Raw genomic sequence first — 21,035 nt, 5'->3', positions numbered from 1 at the left:
ATGCAAACTGTCTTTGGCAATAATGCTGAAGGCAGTTTTTTAATTTGTATGCTTAGGAGAATGAATTAAGGAGCGATCTTTTACCGGGCCATTAGTTTTGTCATTAGTAATCCTACGGTAATTTTCCATTTCCAGATCTTCCAGCTTTTGAGATTGTCGGGCGTATTCGTTAAGTATACCTAGCTCTACCAGGTCAAATTCCTCCTCCGAAGTAAGTACGAATGATACCTCATCATCCTCTTCCTCACAAGGGTAATTCTTACTAAACTCATAGCCATACTGGTTGAGTAACTTCTCAAATTTCTTTTCTGTACTTCTATCTACTGAAACGCTAAGTGTCGGCATATCACATATAAATTTTGCCTCAATCTATTAAAATAACTTCCTTCGGACATACAAAATCAAAGGTCAGGTGTACAATGTAAGGCTAATTGTCAATATGGCAAAAGTACAGGAATATGCTCCTATAGTGAATTAGTTTGCTTTTGCCTGGAATTTTATAGTGCTAATCAAATTAAATATTGATAAACAAAAAAGTAATTAACCTAAAAGATAAATATCTTTTTAAGCGCAGCAAAAAATAAGCTCTAAGCTACCAGCTACGCTACTCCGCTTGCTGATGCTCCAACTAGCTACGCATTTTTTTATTGGATGTCAAGTGTCTTACCATAAATGTTAGGTTCGCCACTAACGATCCGGATCGCTTCGCTATAAACTTTGCGAGGTAAATATTCTCCCCTTTGCTTAGCATCTGACAAAAAGTTAGCAACTTTTTCGCGGTCGTTCATCTCCATTAACTTTACTAGTAATTCTTCCTCCAGCTTTTCGTTGGTATTGAAGCTCAAGATATCTTCGTCATCCTGGTACTTCTTTTTCAGCACATGCCTTAAACTATACTTGCGATTAAAAACCGAGTAGCTCATACATAAAAATACAATACCATCTATTATACCGATCACCATAGGAATAAGCGTCCAGCAAAAGGCTAAATACCACCACCCCAGTTTTTTCTGATTCAGATAAAAGCGATGTGTGCCAAATATTCCTAAACTAAATGCTAGCAGGGTAGCCAGTTTCTTGTGCTTCATGGTACTCTTCATATCCCTGTCCTTAAATATTAATCTGATGTAATATTAATTTTGATTATACGTTCTGCAAAATATCAGACTGAGCTTTTTTAAACATCAAATTGATAATTTGTTAACCTACTAAAGCCATAAAGTAATCTGTGTTGTATGAAGAGTCAATTTACTAACCCTTTCATTACAAGCAACTTATTAAGTGCTCTGATGTTTATCTTTTAGCCTTAGCTGTTTATTGCGCTCAATATATGTCAACTATTAGTAAAGCAAATCAAAAACTGTGTGAAACTGCTAAACTTGATGATATTTTCAAGTAATAAATGAGCAGTTTATCGGGACAAAGCCGTTGGCTTAAGCATTGAAAGTCTGTATTGGTTCACGAAAATCGTAAGAATCATTAACTTGGAAAAGATCAAGCGAATTTACTGGCTGTTCGCCTGACTAAAAGTGTTTGTTGAAGAAAAATATATTTGCCTATGTCATCTATAGTTATTCCAAAAAAGGGAGATTTGCTGATCTCAGAACCTTTTTTACCAGACCCTAATTTTGAACGATCAGTAATATTAATTTGTGAACACAATCATGAAGGTTCGCTAGGATTTGTTTTAAACAAACCTATTGAGTATCATTTGGGAGATGTAATTGAGGAGGTCAATGGTTTTGAGAGTAAGCTTTACCGTGGGGGGCCAGTACAGGAAGATACGCTACACTTTATTCATAAGGCAGGGCAGGTAGTAGATGATACGGTAGCGGTGAACGATGGCATTTACTGGGGAGGTAATTTTGATCAGCTTCTGTCTATGATTAATACCAGACAGGTAGAGGCCAGTGACTTTATCTTTTTTGTAGGATATTCAGGCTGGGCACCCGGACAGTTAGAAGAAGAACTCAAGGAAAACTCCTGGATAGTATATCCTCAGGCCAGTCCTTATGATGTTTTTGACAGTTCACCAGCCCATCTTTGGAGAAAAGTTTTGAATAATATGGGAGGTAAGTACAAAATGCTTTCAAATTATCCTATAGACCCACGATTAAATTGAATCATTTTACTAATTTTGAGCTTTATTCTATTGAACTAATAATTATTGCTTATGTCAGAGGGCTCTGAAAATAAGAAGCAGGAAGAAGTAAATACTACTACCACAGCAAAAGAGGAAAATCAATCCACTCAGGATAGTAATGCGCAGTCTTCAGTAAAAGAGGAGACTCAGGAGTCATTACCAGAAGAACAACCTCTTGCTCAGGAAGAAACCACTACAACTTCAGAAACTAAAAATACTGAAGCTGCTACAGCCGAAGCTAGTGAGGAGAAAGCCCCTGACGACACTACCAGCTCTGAGAAAGAAGCTGAAAGTAGTGAACAGCAGGAAGTTAGCTCGCCTACGAATGTAGCAAATGAAGAAGAAGGCAAGCATGACAGCAAGCCTGATGCTGAAGATGCACATGAGGAGCATGGAGGAGAAGAACACCATGATGATCATCATGAAGAGGCTATAGATTACTCTCACTATTCGCGAGAAGACCTGGTGAAGGCTATAGAGCAGGAGGTGAAAAATGAAGATGTACGCAAGTCCAATGCTCATGCCCAGGAGATGAAGCATGTATTTGATGAGCAGGAAAATGAACTGAGAGAGCAGGCCTTCAATAAGTATATGGAAGAAGGAGGGGAGAAGGATGGCTTTGAGTACAAATCTGATGAGCTAAATGAGAGGTTCTACCAGGCTTACCGCACTATAAGAGAGCGTAAATCTTCTTATTACGAAAAGCTAGGACAGGATAGAAATAAAAATTACGAAACCAAGCAGGAGATATTGAATCGTCTGCGTGAGTTTGTAGATAGCGAAGAGACACAGGTAAGCTTTAATAAGCTTAAGGAGCTACAGAACGAATGGCGTAGCATCGGACCAGTACCCCCTCAGCACAACAAAACACTGTGGGCTAACTATAATGCCTTGATTAATCGTTTTTACGATAATCGTAGCATCTACTTTGAACTTAAGGAACTGGACCGGAAGAAAAACTTGGAAGCCAAACAGGCATTGTGTGAGAAAGCAGAAAGCCTGGTGGAAGATCCTGACATTAAAAAAGTACTGCGTGAGTTAGACGAATTGCACGAAGAGTACAAACATATTGGTCCTGTTCCTAAAGATGATCAGGAACCTTTATGGCAGCGCTTTAAAGCAGCTTCTGACCAGATACACGAGCGGAGAAAAGCTTACGTAGATCAGTTTAAAGAAGAGCTGAACAAAAATCTGGAAAAGAAGCAGCAGCTTAGCGATGAAGTAAAGCAGTTTGCGGGGTTCCAGAGCGATAGTATAAGAGAGTGGAACCAGAAAACTAAAGAGATTCAGGATCTACAAAAGCGCTGGGATGCAGTAGGTCCTATGCCCCGTGAGAAGGCTAAAGAAGTTAACAAAAAATTCTGGTCTAACTTTAAGCAGTTTTTCTCTCATAAAGGCGATTTCTTTAAAAAGCTTGATGCCCAGAGAGAAGATAATCTGGAGAAAAAGGAGAAGCTCGTAGAGCAGGCAGAAGGCTTGAAAGATAGTACTGACTGGCAAAAAACAGCGAATGACCTGAAGAGATTGCAAAGAGAGTGGAAAGATATAGGTCCGGTACCAGAAAAAGTTCGGAACGAGGTTTATCAGCGCTTTAAAGCTGCCTGCGATGCATTCTTTGAGCGTAAGCGTGAAAACAACAAAGAACTTGAATCTTCTTACGAGAAAAACCTTGAAGCAAAAGAAACAATCTGTGAAAAGATAGAAGCTTTGGCAAAAGAGGGTTCATCTGATATTGATCAGCTACAAGACTTAAGCGAAGAGTTTGCCGAGATTGGTTTTGTGCCTCGTAATGCGATCAAAAAGATCAATCAGCGTTTTGAGAAGGCAGTAGAGTCTTTCATGAAGGAAGCTAAAGAACTGGATAGCGAGCAGAAGGATGAGCTTAAGTTGGAACTGGAGGTGACTACCATAAAAGGTACGCCAAGAGCTGAGCGTAAACTAGACCATAAGCAATCTTCCCTAAGAAAGAAAATTGGCAAGCTGGAAGAAGACATTTCTCTCTGGAAAAACAATATTGGCTTCTTTGCCCACTCTAAACAGGCAGATAAGTTGAAAAAAGAATATGAGCAAAAAATAGAAGATGCCAGTGCTGAACTGGAGCATTTAAAATCGCAGTTAGACATTATTGAAAATTTGAGATAATTTTTTTGCTCAGGGCTTGCGGTATATAAGGTGACTTTCTATATTTGCATTCCCTTTCGCCTCCATAGCTCAGCTGGCCAGAGCAACTGACTTGTAATCAGTAGGTCGTTGGTTCGAATCCGACTGGGGGCTCTTAAAAATCAAGCACTTACGAGTAAAATCTTGTAAGTGCTTTTTTTATGCCTCATCTTTGAACTGAATAGTAAGCAGTAAAAAAACGGCACAGGAAAACTCCTGAACCGTTACTGCTAAACGACAAATCATAAGTGTTTATTGAATGAAGCGAATGCCCTGCTTTTCACAGATTTGAGAGACTTTCTCAAAGTCTGGAGGTCCGGGAGGAAGTTTAGCCAGTTCTTCAAACATTATCTCTATACCAGCAGGAAAAGCGGAGGTAATCATCTTCGCTGTTTCTGTACCTACCACCTTCCAGGCGTGAGGTATATCCTTAGGAGCAAAGGCAGTATCTCCTTCTTTTAAAATAGTAGTTTTTCCATCTACCATAATTTCTACTTCCCCTTTAACCACTCTAAAGATTTCATCCTCCTTAGTATGTACATGCGGAGGTATACCCACGCCAGGTTCAACATTGTCTACCCATTCCACAATTTGGTTACCAGTATCCTTACCAGTCAATTTATGGGTTTGTACATCACCGATAACATTAAAAATGGATCCCTCAGTATTTTTAACAATCTTAGGCTGAATTACCTTTTTGATATGAGTATTAATGGCTCTGGCAAATCCAGCTACTAAAGTTAGGCCAAGCCCAAGGCCTGATGTTCTGATAAATTTTTTCCTGTCCATCATCTTTTTATTGACAATTTAGGATGAATACCCAGGGCTGTACATATTAAAAATACCGTATAACCTATGAATTTGGGAACTAGCTTTAAAATCTAAGGCTAGAGGGACTGCTGCCACTGTGAGTCTTAAAAAATGAGCTAAAGTATTCAGGTGAGGAAAAGCCCAGTTCAAAGCTGATCTCTTTGATGCTTTTATCAGAAAATTTCAGAAAATGTCTGGACTTGATAAGCAGTTGTTCTATAATAATGCTCTTTGCACTAACAAGTAATATCTCTTTAACACATTCATTCAGGTACTTAGGCGAAATATGAAGTAATCGTGCATAGTCTGCTACCTCATGGTACAAAGACAGATTTTCGTCTACCAGCTTTTTAAACTTATAGACTATGGTAGTTTTTGTTTTATTGTCCGTTACAATAGACTTTATGTTGCACCTACCATCGCAGTAAATAAAAAAGGTATTGAGGAGCGATAGTATTGCGTCATCTTTATGATTCAGTTGAGAGCCCAGCAGTTCATCAATCATTTCCAGAATGGCTTGGGTTCTCTTTTCAATACCGGGAGTGAGTTTAAATAAAGGAATTTCTCCGGTATTAAATATTCTGACTTTGTTAATATGTAAATTACTTAAAAGCGGATGATCTAATACTTCTTTTGCTATGTACAAGATATAGCCACAAGTGCCAGTATCAGTTTCAGGATGTATCATCCATTGCACCTGTGGCGCGAAGAAGAAGATAGAATTTGAGACCTGAGAGTATTCTTCTTGATTAATATTAATAGAAGCCACCTTATTTTTTACCCAACACACCACGTAGTTATCAGTATTACCTGCTGAGCAAACCTTGTGGCTTATTTGTGTTATATTGATACTATTGCTGGGCATAGAAAATTAACCTAAATGATCCAGAGCTCTTTAAAATAGTGATTTTTTGGATACACTGCTCATCATTGAACATAATAACAAGCCGGCTTTGTTTTGCTCTCCTACCTCCCTTCATAGATAAACCTTTACACCCTAAAGTTCAAGTTTCTCTATAGCCACGATTAATAGTTTAGCAGCAATTTAGGCAGGGTTTAAAGTGATCATACAAAACGATTAATAAGACAGGCTATCTGGCATACACTAATCCTAAGCAATGGGCTAGCATTATTATCATAGGTAGCTTAATTAATTTGAAGCCTGCTATCAACCTTGCAAAGATCCACTGATAACATTAAGCTTGAATTATTCTTTTTTCATCATTTTAGCTTGTTGTTCAAAAAATGCATGCAATTTGTGCTGACCATAGCAGGGAGCAATATTATGCTGACTCATCATAGTCAGAAAAAACTCATATGGGCCATATGTTCTTGAAGAAGTAAAAGCTTTCATTAGTGTAATAAGTGCCTTACGAAATAAATCTGGCACATGTATTATCTTACCTTTACTACTTAAGCAATTAAGTGCCTGCCTGGCAATTTCATTCTGGGTAATAATTTCTGGGCCACCTACTTCAAGCTCATGTATAGGTTGGGTAACAGCATCCATAATCACTCTTGCCAGATCCTTGCCATGAATAGGGTTAAGCTTATAGTTGCCATGTCCGAAGAGGTAAACCTTTCCAGTGCTAGCCATTTGCAAAAAGTCCTTCATATCAGAAAAGAAGCCATTAGGGCGAATAATACAATAGTCTATACCAGAAGATTTAAGAGCATCCACAAACTTCTCTTTCGCTTCCATTATTTTGAGGTGCCTCAGTTGCTGTCCGTTTAATGCGGCTACGTAAACAAATTTACCCACACCTGCGCGTCTGGCCTCTACGAGCAGGTTCATATTGGCCTGATAATCTACATCCATGTAGCTGAGACCATCTTTTTGTCTGGTAATACCAATGGTAGAGATTATTGTATCTATACCAGTCAGCCGGTTGTAAATTGTCTCAGGGTGGGTAAGCTGGCAAATAAGCATCTGCTCTTGCTTGAGGCCTAATGTTCTTAATTTATCATCGTTTCTGGCCAAAGCTTTAAAATCAGCGTTTCTATTTTGCAGCTCTCTTAATAAGTGACTTCCTAGGTAGCCTGTAGCTCCTGCAATCAGAATATGATTCATGTGTTTACTGGTTCATATTGTACGGTGTGACAAAAGAAAGTCAGCTGAATCACTCATTCGTCAGGAATTACTATTCAGTACACATAAATGAAATTCAGTACCTAAAACTAATTATTAAGAGTTTGTCAGTACTTAGCCTTTTCCTTCAAATTCTGAGAGTTGGGAGGGAAGCTTGCCAAATTGCTCTTTGAACAACTTTCTAAAATATTTCTGATTGCTGAACCCTACGTTAAACGCTGCCTGAGATACAGAAAGACCTTCATCCTGAATGAGTTTATAGGCCTTGTTCAGCTTAACCATACGTATATATTCATTGATGTTTTTGCCGCTTATAGACTTGAGTTTACGGTAAAGCGATGTACGGCTCATTCCCATCTGCTGAGAAATATCTTCTACATTTGCATTGTCACTCTCAAGTTGTGTGAGTATGGCTTTTTCCAGGTCTTCTAAAAACTTCTTCTCTCTTCTAAATAGTGGTGAGTCTGGCTCTTTTTGACTTTTTTGCTGTGGGCTGCCAAAATACTGCTTGAGCTGCTCTCTTTGTTTAAACAGGTTGCTAATTCTAATCAGTAATAGCTGGCTGTTAAAAGGTTTGGTAATGTATGCGTCGGCACCTTCCTCAAAACCCGCTTTATGCGATTCTATCCCTCCTTTAGCAGATAATAGAATCAGAGGGATGTGCGAGCTTTCGGCGGAAGCTTTAAGCGCTTTGCACAGGTCAATGCCATCTTTCCCAGGCATCATTATGTCTGAGATAATCAGGTCAGGTATGTATTTTCGAGCTTTTTCCAAGCCTGCTTCTCCATCGGGAGCACTTATAATGTGGTATTCTTCAGCGAGCAAACCTTTAAGGTACTGAATCACATCAGGATTATCGTCTACCAGCAGTATGCATTTTCTTTGCTCAGAAGTGTGAATTATACTTTGCTCGTAGACGTCAGTAGACATCTGCTCAATACCTTCCGGAAGCAGGTACGACTGATCAGAAAGCGAAATATCTGCTTCTTGCAAGTCTAAAGGAAGGCTGTATTCTTCACCTTCTGTAGGTAAGGAGATGGTAAAAGTGCTTCCCTGATTAGGTTGGCTACTCACCATGATACTGCCATGGTGTAGCTCTACAAGTTTTTTAGAAAGAGCCAGGCCAATTCCGGTGCCTTGCAACTTTTTTACATGACTTGCACTAAAATACCAATTAAAAATATCGGCCTGTTCCGCTTCAGAAATGCCAATGCCAGTATCCTGAATTTTGATAATTAGTTGTGAGCTTTCTTTTGATAAGCTCACTTTTACCTCGCCTCCTTTTGGAGTGAATTTTAAAGCATTTGAAAGCAGGTTGTTGATAATTATATGCATTTTTTCTTCATCCAAGAAGATGAATAAACGCTCTTCGCTAGAGTGAAAACTTAGCTTTATTTTTTTATGATTTGCCAGCGTCTGATAGCTCTCTGTCCAGTTTTTTAACAGCAGGCAAATATCGTTTTTACTAGTATCAAGCTGGTTTAGTCCGGTTTCTGATTTTCTAAGCTCCAGCAATTTGTTAATGAGCTGTAAGAGAAACTGTGCGTTTTTATGCACCATTTGCAGTGCTTTACTGTGGGCAGAAAGGCTTTTGTTGTTCACCATATCTTCTATCGGAGCCAGAATAAGTGTAAGTGGTGTTTTTAACTCATGAGAAAAACTGGTAAAGAAGCGGAGACGTTCTTCATTGATATCGTGTTCCAGTTCCCTTTGTCTGCGCTCAAACAAAAGTGAGTTTTTAAGGCGTATTCTATCACCATAATAGCGTACGGCACCATATAAAATAGCAACTATCGTGAAAATATAGAGAAAGTATGCCGGCCAGGTTTGCCAAAAAGGTGGGTTTATAATGATACTTAAGGCTTTACTTTGCTGAGGTGTTTCTCCTCCTCCATGATTTGTTTTTACTTTAAAAATATACTCCCCTGGAGGTACATTACTAAAATTTGCAGTACCTGCATTTCCCCCATCTATCCATTGATCATCATAGTTTTCCAGTATGTATGAGTAGCTTACATCATCTGAAGTGGGGTAGCGTAGCGCATTAAAGTCTATAGAGAATAACGTCTGATCGTAATTAAAGACAAGTGTATCCTTGCTAAAAAGTGCCTGGTCTAAGAGGCTCTCCGACCCTTTTTCTACTGCTACTTTTTCGTTAAACAGTTTGAGTTGTGTTAATACCAGAGGATAGGTTTTATCCTGTTGGAGAACCTTATCAGCATGAAAAGTAATTAGCCCCTTATTGCTACCGAAATACAGTCTGGACCTGTCGCAAAGGAGTGCTGACCCTACATTAAACTCATCATATTGAAGGTTTTTGAGCGTAACCATCTCATATTCTTCACTACCAAGGCAAAAGCGGGTAATTCCTCTGGCTGTACCCAGCCATATAGCCTCATCTTCCTTTGTAATAATGCTGTTAATGGTGTTGTTACTAAGTCCGTCTTTTTCAGTAAAGGCTTTAGCTGTACCATTATTAATATTTAGCCTGACAAGTCCACCGTAGCGAGTGCCTGCCCATATTGCGTCTTCTTGTAGCTGTATAAGATTAAAAATTACATTGCTGGTGAGGCCGGGGGTATTATCAGAGTTGTAAGTTCTGATGCTGTCTTTTTTTGGATGATAGTAGTAGATTCCTGAACCGAAAGTTGCCAGCCAGAGCCCACCATCTTCTGCCTGAATAATGTCTCTGATATCAATATAGGCCAGGGTGTCTATGTGAGTAAAGCTATCACTTTCTTCAAGGTAGAGGTAAAGGCCGCCACGATTGGTACCCACCCAAATATTACCATCGGAGTCTTCAGTAATGCAACGTACATCACTACCTTCTTGAATATCACCCTGTAAATAATGCGAAAAGTGGCCGCTTGCCGTATCCAATCGGTTGATGCCCCCCTGGTAGGTGCCTGCCCACAGCCTTCCCCGGCTGTCTCTCAAAAGAGAAAGAATATAGTCGTTGCTTAAACTGTAAGGGTTAGCATCATCATGAATAAAGTGTTGAATATCACCGCTAAAAGGGTCGTAAAGATCTAAGCCTCCACCATCGGTGCCTACCCAGATTTTACCCTGCTCAGCATGTTCTAGCGCACTAATCCGGTTATGGCTTAAGGTGTTTTCCTGAGCGGAATTACGGGTAATTCTGATGATCTTCTCTCCACTGGGGTTGACAAAATTTAAGCCGGTACTGGTACCCAGCCACATATTTCCGCTACGGTCTTGTAAAATAGTAGAAACAGTACGGTTATACACACTTTGCCCATCATCCTGAGGAAGGTACCACTGACAAAGCAAGCGAGAGTTTTGCTCTAAAAAACTATTGATATTGAGAATATTGAGCCCTCCGTTTCGTGTGCCAATCCACATGTTCCCTCGCTCATCTTCTTCAAAACATAGCACCTCATCATCACTGAGTCCATGCTCTGGCTTGGACTCAGTACCCAGTGAGAGCGTATCTCCAGCCGCTGTAATGACAAACAGCCCACTTCCGCTGCCTATCCACAGATTGCCAGAGCGGTCAGTCTGGAGCTCGTAAATAGCGCTGGCTAAAGCAGATTCATTGTTTTTAAGTAAGATTTGTTCTACAGACCAGTCTTTCAGCCTTATTTTGTTAAGCCCCGCATCAAAGGTGCCTACCCATAGTATAGAATCACCTTCCAGCTCCAGACTGGAAATTTCATTGGAAGATAGCCCCTTTGTAGAGTTTTTGTCATATTTCAGATATTCAAAGCTGCCATCAGGCATCAGAAAGTGTAACCCACTACGGTAAACGCCCATGATCATCTGTCCATCAGGGCCTTCAATTACCGAATTCACACTATTGCCAAGCATGCCATTGTCCTCATTGAAGTGGCGGTAGCTTTCTTTATTTATGTCATACACATACAAGCCTCCATCGGTAGGTATCCAGATTTCTTGCGCGGTGGTGTGCATCTTCTGAATAAAGTTGTAAGAAAGAGACAAGCTATCGTGCAGGTCTTTTTTGTGTGTGATAAAGTTACGTCCATCGTATCGGTTAAGTCCTTCGGTAGTGCCCACCCAGATAAAGCCTACACTATCTTGCACAATACTATTAATGGTATTGTTAGACAAACCACTTTCTGTATCCAGTAGGTAGAAGGTAAGCTTATCTGCCAACTCCTGAGCATAGCCTGCTACACCAGAGACCAACACCAACACAACAAACGCTACCGATTTCATAAAGCTTCAGATAAAATATTCAAAATTGCTCCCAAAATATATAAAAATAGCAATCTGTGGACATTTTGTACCCTTAATTTTGACAATTTATCCCCCATCTGGCCTTCCTATATTCCTCAATTTTGATAGATGCTAAGTAGCAAAATGTGCTTCATTTTTTAAAGTAGCACTTCTATTACTAATTATAACAATCTATACTTATGGAAAAGCCTATACTCAAGGTGTTGAGGTGTTTTTCAATACTGATTCTTTTACTCCAAAGCAGCGGGTTGGCCTTTGGGCAAAATGTGCAGGTTAGTGGTCAGGTAACGGATGAAGTAGGTGAAATGCTTCCCGGAACATCCGTCATTCTTAAAGGTACAAGCAATGGTACCATCACCGATGCCAATGGAAACTACACGATCAGCATACCTGATGCTAATGAAGCGGTGCTGGTTTTTTCGTTTGTAGGTTATCTGGCTCAAGAGGTTAATGTAGGGCAGCAAACAACCATTGATGTCTCTCTGCAACCCGACGTACAGTCGCTGGAAGAAGTGGTAGTGGTAGGTTATGGTGCCCAGAAAAAAGCAACCCTCACTGGTTCAGTCTCCGAAGTTAAGGGTGAGGCTATCGCAAAAAGTCCTCAACCCAACGTTTCTAACTCTTTAGCTGGTCGTTTTTCTGGTGTTATTGCCAATAACCGTGGAGGCGAACCGGGTTACGATGGTTCCAGCTACTCTATCAGAGGCCTGGCCACTACTGGTAACAACGATGTGCTTGTGGTGGTAGATGGTGTTCCCGGGCAGATTGGTGGACTGGAAAGGTTAAACCCTAACGACATAGAAAGTATTTCTGTGCTAAAAGATGCCTCAGCGGCTATTTACGGTTCTCGAGCTGCTAACGGAGTTATTCTGGTAACTACCAAAAAGGGTGCGCTTGGCAAGCCAACAGTAAGCTATAGCTTTAATCAGGGTTTTACTTCTCCTACACGCCTGCCCAACCTGGCAGATGCAGCAACCTACGCGCAGATAAGAAATGAGATTGCCTATTATAACAATCCTGATGGTGGGCTAAACCAGATTTATGATCAAAACGAAATACAGAACTTCGCTAATGGTTCTGACCCGCTAAATTACCCCAATACGGACTGGCAGGAGGCTACTTTGAAGAATGTAGCTTTGCAAAATCAACATAGCCTGTCTATTAATGGAGGCTCAGAAAATGTGCGCTATTTTGTGTCTTTAGGCAAGCTGTATCAAGATGGTCTCTATAAAGATGGAGCGACAGATTATAACCAGATCAACTTTAGGTCAAACGTAGACGCTACCATTACCGAAGGTTTAGATATTGGCCTGTCGCTGGCAGGGCGTAAAGAAGACCGCCAGTTTCCTATCGCGAGTGCAGGAGATATATTCCGTTCAATTTATCGTGCATACCCAACCGTAGCGGGTATTTATCCAAATGGTCTCCCTTCTTCTGGTATTGAAAATAACAACCCAATACTAATGGGAACTGATATTGGCGGTACTAACCAGAATCCTTCATATGTTTTTAATGGTATTCTACGAGCCAGCTACGAACTGCCATTTGCAGAAGGCTTATCCGTAGATGGATTTTACTCTGCTGACCAGTACTTTACAAAGTCAAAAGCATTCAGTACACCTTATACGGTATATGATTATGTTTCAGCAGATGATAGCTTTAACGAAAGAAAAATAGGTGGAGGTCCCGACCAAATGGCCTCACTGACGCAGTCACAGACCGAAAGATCTATGACGGTAGCTAACATTAAGCTGAATTACGCTAATTACTTTAATGGCCATAGCATTAATAGTTTTGTAGGATATGAGCAGAGCGAAACCAGAGAGTCAGTTTTCAGTGCTACTCGTGACCATTTTCCTACTCCAGAAACACCTGAACTTTCTCAAGGTGGATCTGCGGCAACTGATTATGATAACTCTGGAAGCAGCTACCATTTTACCAGACAGAGTTTTATAGGGCGACTGGCTTATGACTTTGAAGAAAAATATCTGGCTGAAGTACAGATGAGGGTGGATGGTTCTTCTATTTTTCCGGAGGGTAATCGTTACGGTTTTTTCCCTTCTGTATCTGCCGGGTGGAGAATTTCTGAAGAAAGCTGGTTTCAGAATAGCCTTAACTTTATCAACGACCTGAAAATACGTGCTTCTTACGGGCAGTTGGGTAACGATAATGTAGGGCAGTTTCAATACTATGACAACTATGCCATCAATAACCGTTATGTGGTAGGAGGTCAGGTGCATACAGGTATTGACCTCATCAAATTGGGTAACCCTGCAATTACCTGGGAAGTAGCCAAAAAAACTGATATAGGTCTAAATGCTGTATTCCTAAAGAATTTCTCTCTGGAGTTTATTTACTTCCAGCAAGACCGCTCCAATATACTGGCTAACCGTAATGCTTCTGTGCCTGCCATTACTGGTATTGTAAATCCTTATGATGCAGATCCACTGGTGCCCTCAGAAAATATTGGTGAAGTGAGCAGTAATGGTCTGGAAGCTACACTTGGCTACGAACATAGTGGAAACTTCACCTTTGGCGTATCTGCCAACGCTACTTATGCCAAGAGTGAGATTAAGTTTATAGACGAAGCTCCAGGCACTCTGGATTATCAGAGCCAGACCGGGCGTCCACTAAATACTTACTTGCTTTACAATGCTATAGGTATTTTTAGAACTGAAGACGAACTGGATGACTACCCTCACGTGCCAGGTGCCAGGTTAGGCGATCTGATTTATGAAGACTATAATGAAGATGGTGTTATTAATGCGGATGATATGGTTAGAACGACCTATGGCAACATCCCACAATTAACTTTTGGTCTGAACCTGAATGCCGGATGGCGCAACTTTGATTTTACTGCATTGTTTGCGGGACAAAGTATGGTAAGGCAATATGTACTACCTGAATCTGGTACTATCGGAAATTACTATAGTAGCTGGGCAGACAATCGCTGGAGTCCTTCTAATACTTCTGCTTCATACCCTAGAGTAGACGAAAGATCTTCATCTGCCGTAAGTGGTGGACTGTACAGAAACAACTTCTGGCTGAATAACTCATCTTTTGTTCGTCTTAAGAATTTACAACTAGGTTATACCCTGCCTTCTTCACTTTTATCACAGATCAAGATATCCTCTGTTCGTGTTTATGCCAGTGCTTTTAACCTGTTTACCATTACAGAAGTGGAAGATTATGACCCTGAAGGTAGCAGCGAAAGCGGTCAGTTTTATCCTCAGCAGAGGATTCTCAATCTTGGTGTAAATGTTAGGTTTTAATCTGAAAAATTGAGCTCATGAAATTCATAAAGATAAATTCACTTTTCTTCGCCTTATGTGGCGCACTGCTCACAGTATTTACAGCCTGCGACAGTGACTATCTGGAGGTAGTACCTACCGATAGAGTGTCCGATGCCTCTATACTATCAGACTCTGTACTTTTCGAATCCTATGTCATTAATCGTTACCTGGGGGTAAGACTGACCAACAAAGAAGGAGATGGTAACCAGCCTGGTTTTGGGCGCGGATTTGAGTATGCACTCTGGAGCTCTTTAACCGATGAGTCTATCTACAATAATGATGATAATACCTGGTTTATTCAGCAGGGGCAATTGGCTCCTGAAAACACAGGAATTGCAGGTACCTTTTGGGGTAGAAGCTACCGTAGTATCAGAGAGTGCAACTATGCGCTTAATAACATCGCTGATCTTGAGATGAGCCAGGCTCATAAAGATTTGCTGATTGCAGAACTCAAGTTTATCCGTGCCTTCAGGTATCATGACCTGATCAGAAATTATGGTGGTGTAGTACTGGTCGGTGACCGTGTAACCGAGCTTGATGATGATTTTTCTGACCCGGAATTATACGAGAGAGCTAGTGTGCAGGAGAGTTTAGCATATGCAGTACAACAATTGGATGAAGCCGCAGCAATGTTGCCTCTAATGAACGATGGTAGCTGGCAGCAAGGACGCGCCACTAAAGGTGCCGCATTAGCGCTTAAGGCCAGATTGTTACTTTATGCCGCCAGCCCTCTGTATACTAACGACGCTAATGATCAATCTAAGTGGCAGTTAGCGGCAGAAGCAGCTAAAGATGTAAGTGAGCTGGATATGTATAGCTTATATCAGGGTGGGTATCGGAACCTGTTTTTAGATACTGAAAACAATAGTGAGGTTATTTTCGCCCGTTACTACAACCTTAACTCTTTACATACGGCTTTAGAGATAGCAAACGGACCTAATGGCTATGGAGGTTGGGCAGGTAATACACCGCTTCAAAATCTGGTAGATGATTATGAGATGATGGATGGTACTTCTTTCAGCTGGGATAACCCTGAGCATGCGGCAGCGCCTTATGAAGACCGTGACCCTCGCTTCTACGCTACCATATTGCACAATGGAGCGCCCTATCGCGACCGTGAAGTAGAAACTTTCTTACCAGGTGGTTTAGATAGTAATGATGGCCCATCTAACTGGAATACGTCTAAGACAGGTTATTATCTAAGAAAATTTGTCAATGAGGATTTGCCTATTCAGAACCCCTGGGGAGTAGCCGGTACTCAGGACTGGATTTATTTCCGCTATGCAGAGATACTTTTAAATTATGCAGAAGCACAAAACGAGGCTGTAGGCCCTGATGCCAGTGTTTACGAAGCTATAAACGCTATAAGAACACGCTCTGGTGTAGAGATGCCGCCACTGCCTACTGGTCTATCGCAGGAAGAAATGCGTGAGCGTATTCGCCATGAGCGTCAGATAGAACTGGCTTTTGAAGAGCATCGCTTCTATGATGTTCGTAGATGGAAAATTGCGCCTACTACCGAAAATGAGCCAGCCTATGGTATAGAAATTACCAAAGCTGAAGACGGTACTCTCAATTATAATAGAAAAATCGCATTGGAGGGCCGTAGGTTTGAAGAAAAGCATTATTGGTTGCCAATCCCCAGAGAAGAGATACAGGCATCCAACAATATGTTAGAACAGAACCCGGGTTATAATTAAACGCTATTCAAATTTACTGCACGCTCTCTATGCCTGGTATTTGAGCGTGCAGTTTTGTTTGACCAACATACCTATGACATACAGTTTTTTTCCCAAAGGCACTGCCTTTTTACTTAGCCTCATCTTCATTTTTTCCTGTAATAACCATCAGGATCCCACAGACCCGAATACAGCGACAGATGATGAAACCCATACAGTCAGGCTTAAGCTAGACCTTTCACAGCGCTATCAGACGATAGATAACTTTGGCGCTTCAGATGCCTGGTCGTGTCAGTTTGTAGGTTTGTGGCCCGAAGATAAAAAAAATGCTATAGCCGATCTGCTATTTAGTATGGAAACAAGCCCTGATGGACAACCCCAGGGAATTGGCTTATCTCTTTGGCGTTTTAATATTGGAGCAGGTAGTGCAGAGCAGGGAGAGGCAAGTGATATTCCGGATGAGTGGCGAAGAGCAGAGTCTTTTATGCTGGCAAATGGACAATATAATTGGGAAAAACAGGTAGGGCAGCAATGGTTTTTACAGGCTGCTCAGGAGAGGGGAGTAGACTACTTTCTTGCCTTCCCTAACAGTCCGCCGGTACATATGACAACAAATGGCAAAGCATATGCTTTTAACGGGAAATCAAACCTGGACTCTGAGAATTACGAAGCCTTTGCTTCCTACCTGGCAAATGTTGTAGAAGGTATAGCGGACCACACCGGAATCAGTTTTCAGTACCTGAGTCCGGTTAACGAGCCTCAGTGGGATTGGAGCGATGCAAACCAGGAAGGTACACCCTTTACAAACAACGAGATTGCGGGTATTGTAAGAGCCCTAAATACCGAATTAGAAAACAGAAAGCTAGCTATCAGCATAGATATTGCAGAAGCAGGTAAAATTAATTATCTGTACGCTACAGATGATAAACCACAACGAGGAGAACAGATTAAACATTTTTTTGACAGCAACTCAGCCAACTATTTGGGAAACCTCTCCAAGGTGGGAAATGTAATCTCAGCACATAGCTATTTTACTACATCTCCCGCCCAGGAAGCCATAAGAATGAGAGAAGAGTTAGCTGATGAGCTGGCAGGAGTTCCAGGTTTAAAATATTGGATGTCGGAGTACTGTATTCTGGGAGATAATAGTGGTGAAATCCAGGGGAATAGGAGAGATCTGGGTATGGAAGCAGCCCTTTACTTGGCAGAGGTAATTCATCGTGATCTTACTATTGCAAATGCCAGCGCATGGCAATGGTGGCTGGCTATCTCTCCATACGATTATAAGGACGGACTAATTTATGTTGATAAAAACAAATCTGACGGCAACTTCTACGAAAGTAAAATGCTCTGGGCATTAGGGAATTACAGCCGTTTTATTCGTCCGGGAGCCCAGCGTATTGGTGTGAGTGAGGAAAACTCTAAAAGTCACCCTTTACTGGTTTCATCCTACATCCATCCGGAACTGGAGCAAAGTAGTACGGTAATCGTAAATAATAGCTCCGGTAGCTTTCAGCTGGCATTATCTTTTGAGGATGCTGATATTGATAGTTTACAGGCATATGTAACTCATTCAGCAGCGAGTCTGACACCCACAGTTTCCTATTCTGAGGAAGATGAGATTACTATTGCACCAAACTCTATCACAACATTGGTAGGAAAGATTCGCTGATGGGAAATGCAAAATAATGTGTGCCAATTGCACAAATTTGCCCATTTATAGCGTGTCAAATAAATAGGAGCATTAATGCTATCTCTTTATCATTGAAGTTTATTATCAAATGGTATGTGCAATAGAAATATACACAAGCCATACGCATTATTGAATTAGTTTATGTTAAGATTACCAGCAAACAACTTGAAAACTGCAAATCATTTTAAATCACTTATTAGCGGTAGTCTGGGCTTATTAAGCCTGCTCTCTGTAGTAGCCTGTAGTGAGCAGCAACCTCCCTGCGAAGCCGTAGATAACAGTGCATCATTACGAATCAGCGATTCGCTCCGGCAATCTTTAAAGTGGCCGGAAGAGCTGGAACTCAATTATTTTGCCGGACCTGAGCTTACACCCAGTCCTGCCTGCCTGGCTGTTGATCCCAGTGGAGCGGTATTTGCCGGAGTTGATATGATGGGGTCGTTAGGGAAAGATCCTGACAAAGGAGCTATCATTAAGCTGACAGACTGCAACCATGATGGAGTGGCAGACAACCATACAGAATTTGCGAAAGTAGATAACCCCAGAGGTATTCTACCAGTAGGGGATCAGGTTTTTGTACTACATACTACCTTCTCTAAAGAAAGCGGTATTGCCAGCGGTATGGATTTAGTTGTATTTACAGATGCAGACCATGATGGCATAGCAGACGGGCCCTCTCAACCTTTAATCCAGAATATAAGCTCACCCAAATTTTTGCAGGATAGAGGGACAGACCATGCTACCAATGGCATACGAATGGGTATTGATGGCTGGATTTACATTGCAGTAGGCGACTTTGGGTTTCATGATGCGGTAGATCGTACCGGTAAAAAGATGACTATGCTGGGAGGAGGAATCGTAAGGGTGCGGCCCAATGGAGAAGAGATGGAGGTATATAGCCATGGCATGCGTAATATTTATGACCTGGCAATAGATCCATTCATGAATATTTTTACCCGTGGTAATACAAATGATGGTGGGGGGTGGAACATACGTTTTACTCATCAGATACAATCTGCCGAATATGGCTATCCGGTCCTATTTAAGCACTTTACCAACGAGATTATCCCTGCGATGATAGATGTAGGAGGAGGTTCAGGTGCCGGAGCCTTATTTATGGATGATCCTCATTGGCCTGGAAAATATAATCAGCTACCTATGATGGCGGATTGGGGTAGAAATCATCTCTATATTCATAGGGTAAAAACAGAGGGAGCAAGTTTTACTCAAGCAGATGAAGAGTTTATCAACCTGCCACAGATTACTGATCTGGATATTGATGCTACTGGACAGCTCTTTCTCTCCGCCTGGGATGGAGCAGGCTATAAAGGAGATTCCAGTAAAGGTTTTATTGTACGTACGGTACCCAAAGGTTGGGAGTATAGTGCTCCACCTAACTTTAAAGAGGCTTCCTCTGATCAGCTTGCTACCTTGCTTACCTCAGAAAGTGGAGTAGTACGATTACATGCCCAACAGGAATTGTTAAGCCGATCAGAAGATGACGCCGCTGATGAAGTTTGGAAAGTTGCAGCTAATCAAAGTCTTCCTCTATATGCCAGAGTAGCCGGAATATTTACCTATGCTCAGCTAGCAGAGAAAGAGGCTATAGAAGGCTTACTGAATTTGACCGAAGATCAGGAAGTGAAAGAGTTTGCCTTACGCGCACTTAGTGACCGTAAAGCTTTTCTGGATCAGGTACCTCTTGAACCTTTTGTACAAGCTCTGCAAAATGACTCTGAACGGGTGAAGGCAGCAGCCATAATCGGCTTAGGTCGTCTGGGTAAAAAAGAAGCGGCCTCTGCACTGCTTAATGTTTCTGTACCCGACTCTTTTAATGCTCCCGCACAAGGAACTGAGGGCCCTCATGCTACACCAAACACCGCTATAGTTCCTGCGCACCTTGCGGTTAGGTCATTAGTAGAACTTAACGCAGTAGATGCTTGCATAGAGGCTGTAGGTACAAAAAACAATACTTTAGCACTCTGGGCACTACGTTATATGCATGATACAAAAGCGGTTGATGGATTAATCTCTGCTTTTGAAGCTGCCAAAGATGAAGTTCTGAAAAAAGAGATACTGAGTACCTTATCTCGTCTTTATAAAAAAGAAGCACCTTATGATGGCTCCTGGTGGTGGAGTACCCGCCCAGATACGCATGGTCCTTATTACAAAGCCATAAGCTGGGAGGCTTCTCCTAAAATTAAGGAGCTATTGGTCAGAGAAAGGGAAAAAGCTGATACTCAGGGTAAAGCTTTCTTCGCAGAACTTAATGGAAAGCACCGTATGGGAATTGCCGACTTTGGAGGTGAAGAAGCTGTTGCCTCTGCTGAGGAAGAAGTAAATGTTGACCTAAGTAGTATCAGCAAAAAGAAAGGGCAAATCGGTAAAAGTTCAATAGAAGACATTATGCTGGTCTTAGATCAGGTAAAAGGAAATCCTGAGCTTGGTAAGACCCTATTTACCAAACAGGGCTGTATTGCCTGCCACAGCATTAGCACCAATGAAACTATGAAAGGCCCATTTATGGGGCAGGTAGGCTCTATCATGACCCGTGAGCAAATTGCTGAATCTATTCTGAAACCTAATGCTTCTATTTCTCAGGGATTTGCTTCGGTCAATATTGTTACTAATGATGGGAAGAATATTACCGGCTTCGTTTCTGAAGAATCAGCTGAACGATTGGTTATGCGTACAATCACCGGACAGGCGCATACCATTCAGAAGGAAAATATCAATAGTAGAAAAGAGCTGGAAACTTCTATGATGCCCGCAGGCCTGGCCAACTCATTATCTTATGAGGAGTTTGCTTCTCTGGTTAACTACTTGGCCCAGCAGAAGAAATAAATACATACACCCTAACTATTAATAAGGGAACTGAGCTCTTTCGTCCAGTTCCCTTTTTTTTGTCTGCTTATGCTTGTTCTTTGGTTTATCTACAGAACAAACCTAC

Annotated in this window: 12 protein-coding genes and 1 tRNA gene; 7 read left to right on the top strand and 6 right to left on the bottom strand. The window is 41.3% G+C overall.

Annotated features, from left to right (window positions below):
- Positions 1 to 39 precede the first annotated feature (39 nt).
- Together PZB74_RS21460 and PZB74_RS21455 are read right to left on the bottom strand one after the other, a co-directional pair.
- Positions 40 to 345 (bottom strand): hypothetical protein, encoded by a 306-nt coding sequence (locus PZB74_RS21460; protein ID WP_302239381.1) that lies wholly within the window; start codon positions 343 to 345, stop codon positions 40 to 42.
- Positions 346 to 644: 299 nt separating this feature from the next.
- Positions 645 to 1,088: a TM2 domain-containing protein gene (locus tag PZB74_RS21455; RefSeq protein WP_302239380.1), complete on the bottom strand. Its 444-nt coding sequence runs from the start codon at positions 1,086 to 1,088 to the stop codon at positions 645 to 647.
- 470 nt (positions 1,089 to 1,558) lie between these two features.
- Here PZB74_RS21455 and PZB74_RS21450 point away from each other — a divergent pair, with 470 nt between their 5' ends.
- The 3 genes from PZB74_RS21450 (at position 1,559) to PZB74_RS21440 (ending at position 4,417) form a co-directional block, all read left to right on the top strand.
- Positions 1,559 to 2,122 carry a YqgE/AlgH family protein gene (locus tag PZB74_RS21450; protein WP_302239378.1) on the top strand — a complete coding sequence of 188 codons (564 nt, stop codon included), beginning with the start codon at positions 1,559 to 1,561 and terminating at the stop codon, positions 2,120 to 2,122.
- Between the two features lie 51 nt (positions 2,123 to 2,173).
- Positions 2,174 to 4,285, top strand: a complete 2,112-nt coding sequence (locus PZB74_RS21445; protein ID WP_302239376.1) for a DUF349 domain-containing protein — start codon at positions 2,174 to 2,176, stop codon at positions 4,283 to 4,285.
- Between the two features lie 58 nt (positions 4,286 to 4,343).
- A tRNA-Thr gene (locus tag PZB74_RS21440) sits at positions 4,344 to 4,417 on the top strand.
- A 138-nt stretch (positions 4,418 to 4,555) separates the two neighbouring features.
- Here the strand turns inward: PZB74_RS21440 and PZB74_RS21435 are convergent.
- From PZB74_RS21435 to PZB74_RS21420, 4 genes are all read right to left on the bottom strand, one after another.
- On the bottom strand, positions 4,556 to 5,095 hold the full coding sequence (locus tag PZB74_RS21435) for a cupin domain-containing protein (RefSeq protein ID WP_302239374.1): 540 nt from the start codon (positions 5,093 to 5,095) through the stop codon (positions 4,556 to 4,558).
- A gap of 82 nt (positions 5,096 to 5,177) precedes the next feature.
- Positions 5,178 to 5,978, bottom strand: a complete 801-nt coding sequence (locus tag PZB74_RS21430) for a helix-turn-helix domain-containing protein (protein WP_302239373.1) — start codon at positions 5,976 to 5,978, stop codon at positions 5,178 to 5,180.
- Between the two features lie 342 nt (positions 5,979 to 6,320).
- A complete protein-coding gene (locus PZB74_RS21425; RefSeq protein WP_302239372.1) occupies positions 6,321 to 7,184 on the bottom strand; it encodes an SDR family oxidoreductase in 864 nt (287 codons plus the stop codon).
- A 132-nt stretch (positions 7,185 to 7,316) separates the two neighbouring features.
- Positions 7,317 to 11,399 carry a hybrid sensor histidine kinase/response regulator transcription factor gene (locus PZB74_RS21420; RefSeq protein ID WP_302239370.1) on the bottom strand — a complete coding sequence of 1,361 codons (4,083 nt, stop codon included), beginning with the start codon at positions 11,397 to 11,399 and terminating at the stop codon, positions 7,317 to 7,319.
- A gap of 200 nt (positions 11,400 to 11,599) precedes the next feature.
- On the opposite strand from PZB74_RS21420, the gene PZB74_RS21415 reads away from it, so the two are divergent.
- The 4 genes from PZB74_RS21415 to PZB74_RS21400 all read left to right on the top strand — a co-directional run bounded on the left by PZB74_RS21415 (position 11,600) and on the right by PZB74_RS21400 (position 20,929).
- Positions 11,600 to 14,692 (top strand): SusC/RagA family TonB-linked outer membrane protein, encoded by a 3,093-nt coding sequence (locus tag PZB74_RS21415; RefSeq protein WP_302239368.1) that lies wholly within the window; start codon positions 11,600 to 11,602, stop codon positions 14,690 to 14,692.
- 17 nt (positions 14,693 to 14,709) lie between these two features.
- Positions 14,710 to 16,413 carry a RagB/SusD family nutrient uptake outer membrane protein gene (locus PZB74_RS21410; protein ID WP_302239366.1) on the top strand — a complete coding sequence of 568 codons (1,704 nt, stop codon included), beginning with the start codon at positions 14,710 to 14,712 and terminating at the stop codon, positions 16,411 to 16,413.
- A 73-nt stretch (positions 16,414 to 16,486) separates the two neighbouring features.
- Positions 16,487 to 18,064 (top strand): glycoside hydrolase, encoded by a 1,578-nt coding sequence (locus tag PZB74_RS21405; protein ID WP_302239365.1) that lies wholly within the window; start codon positions 16,487 to 16,489, stop codon positions 18,062 to 18,064.
- A 186-nt stretch (positions 18,065 to 18,250) separates the two neighbouring features.
- Complete coding sequence (locus PZB74_RS21400) at positions 18,251 to 20,929, top strand: DUF7133 domain-containing protein (protein ID WP_436837119.1); 2,679 nt, start codon at positions 18,251 to 18,253, stop codon at positions 20,927 to 20,929.
- Positions 20,930 to 21,035: the final 106 nt, after the last annotated feature.

Origin of the sequence: Porifericola rhodea (genome assembly GCF_030506305.1) — a bacterium.
GTDB classification, from domain to species: domain Bacteria; phylum Bacteroidota; class Bacteroidia; order Cytophagales; family Cyclobacteriaceae; genus Catalinimonas; species Catalinimonas rhodea.
This window is presented reverse-complemented; position numbering and strand designations above follow the sequence as displayed.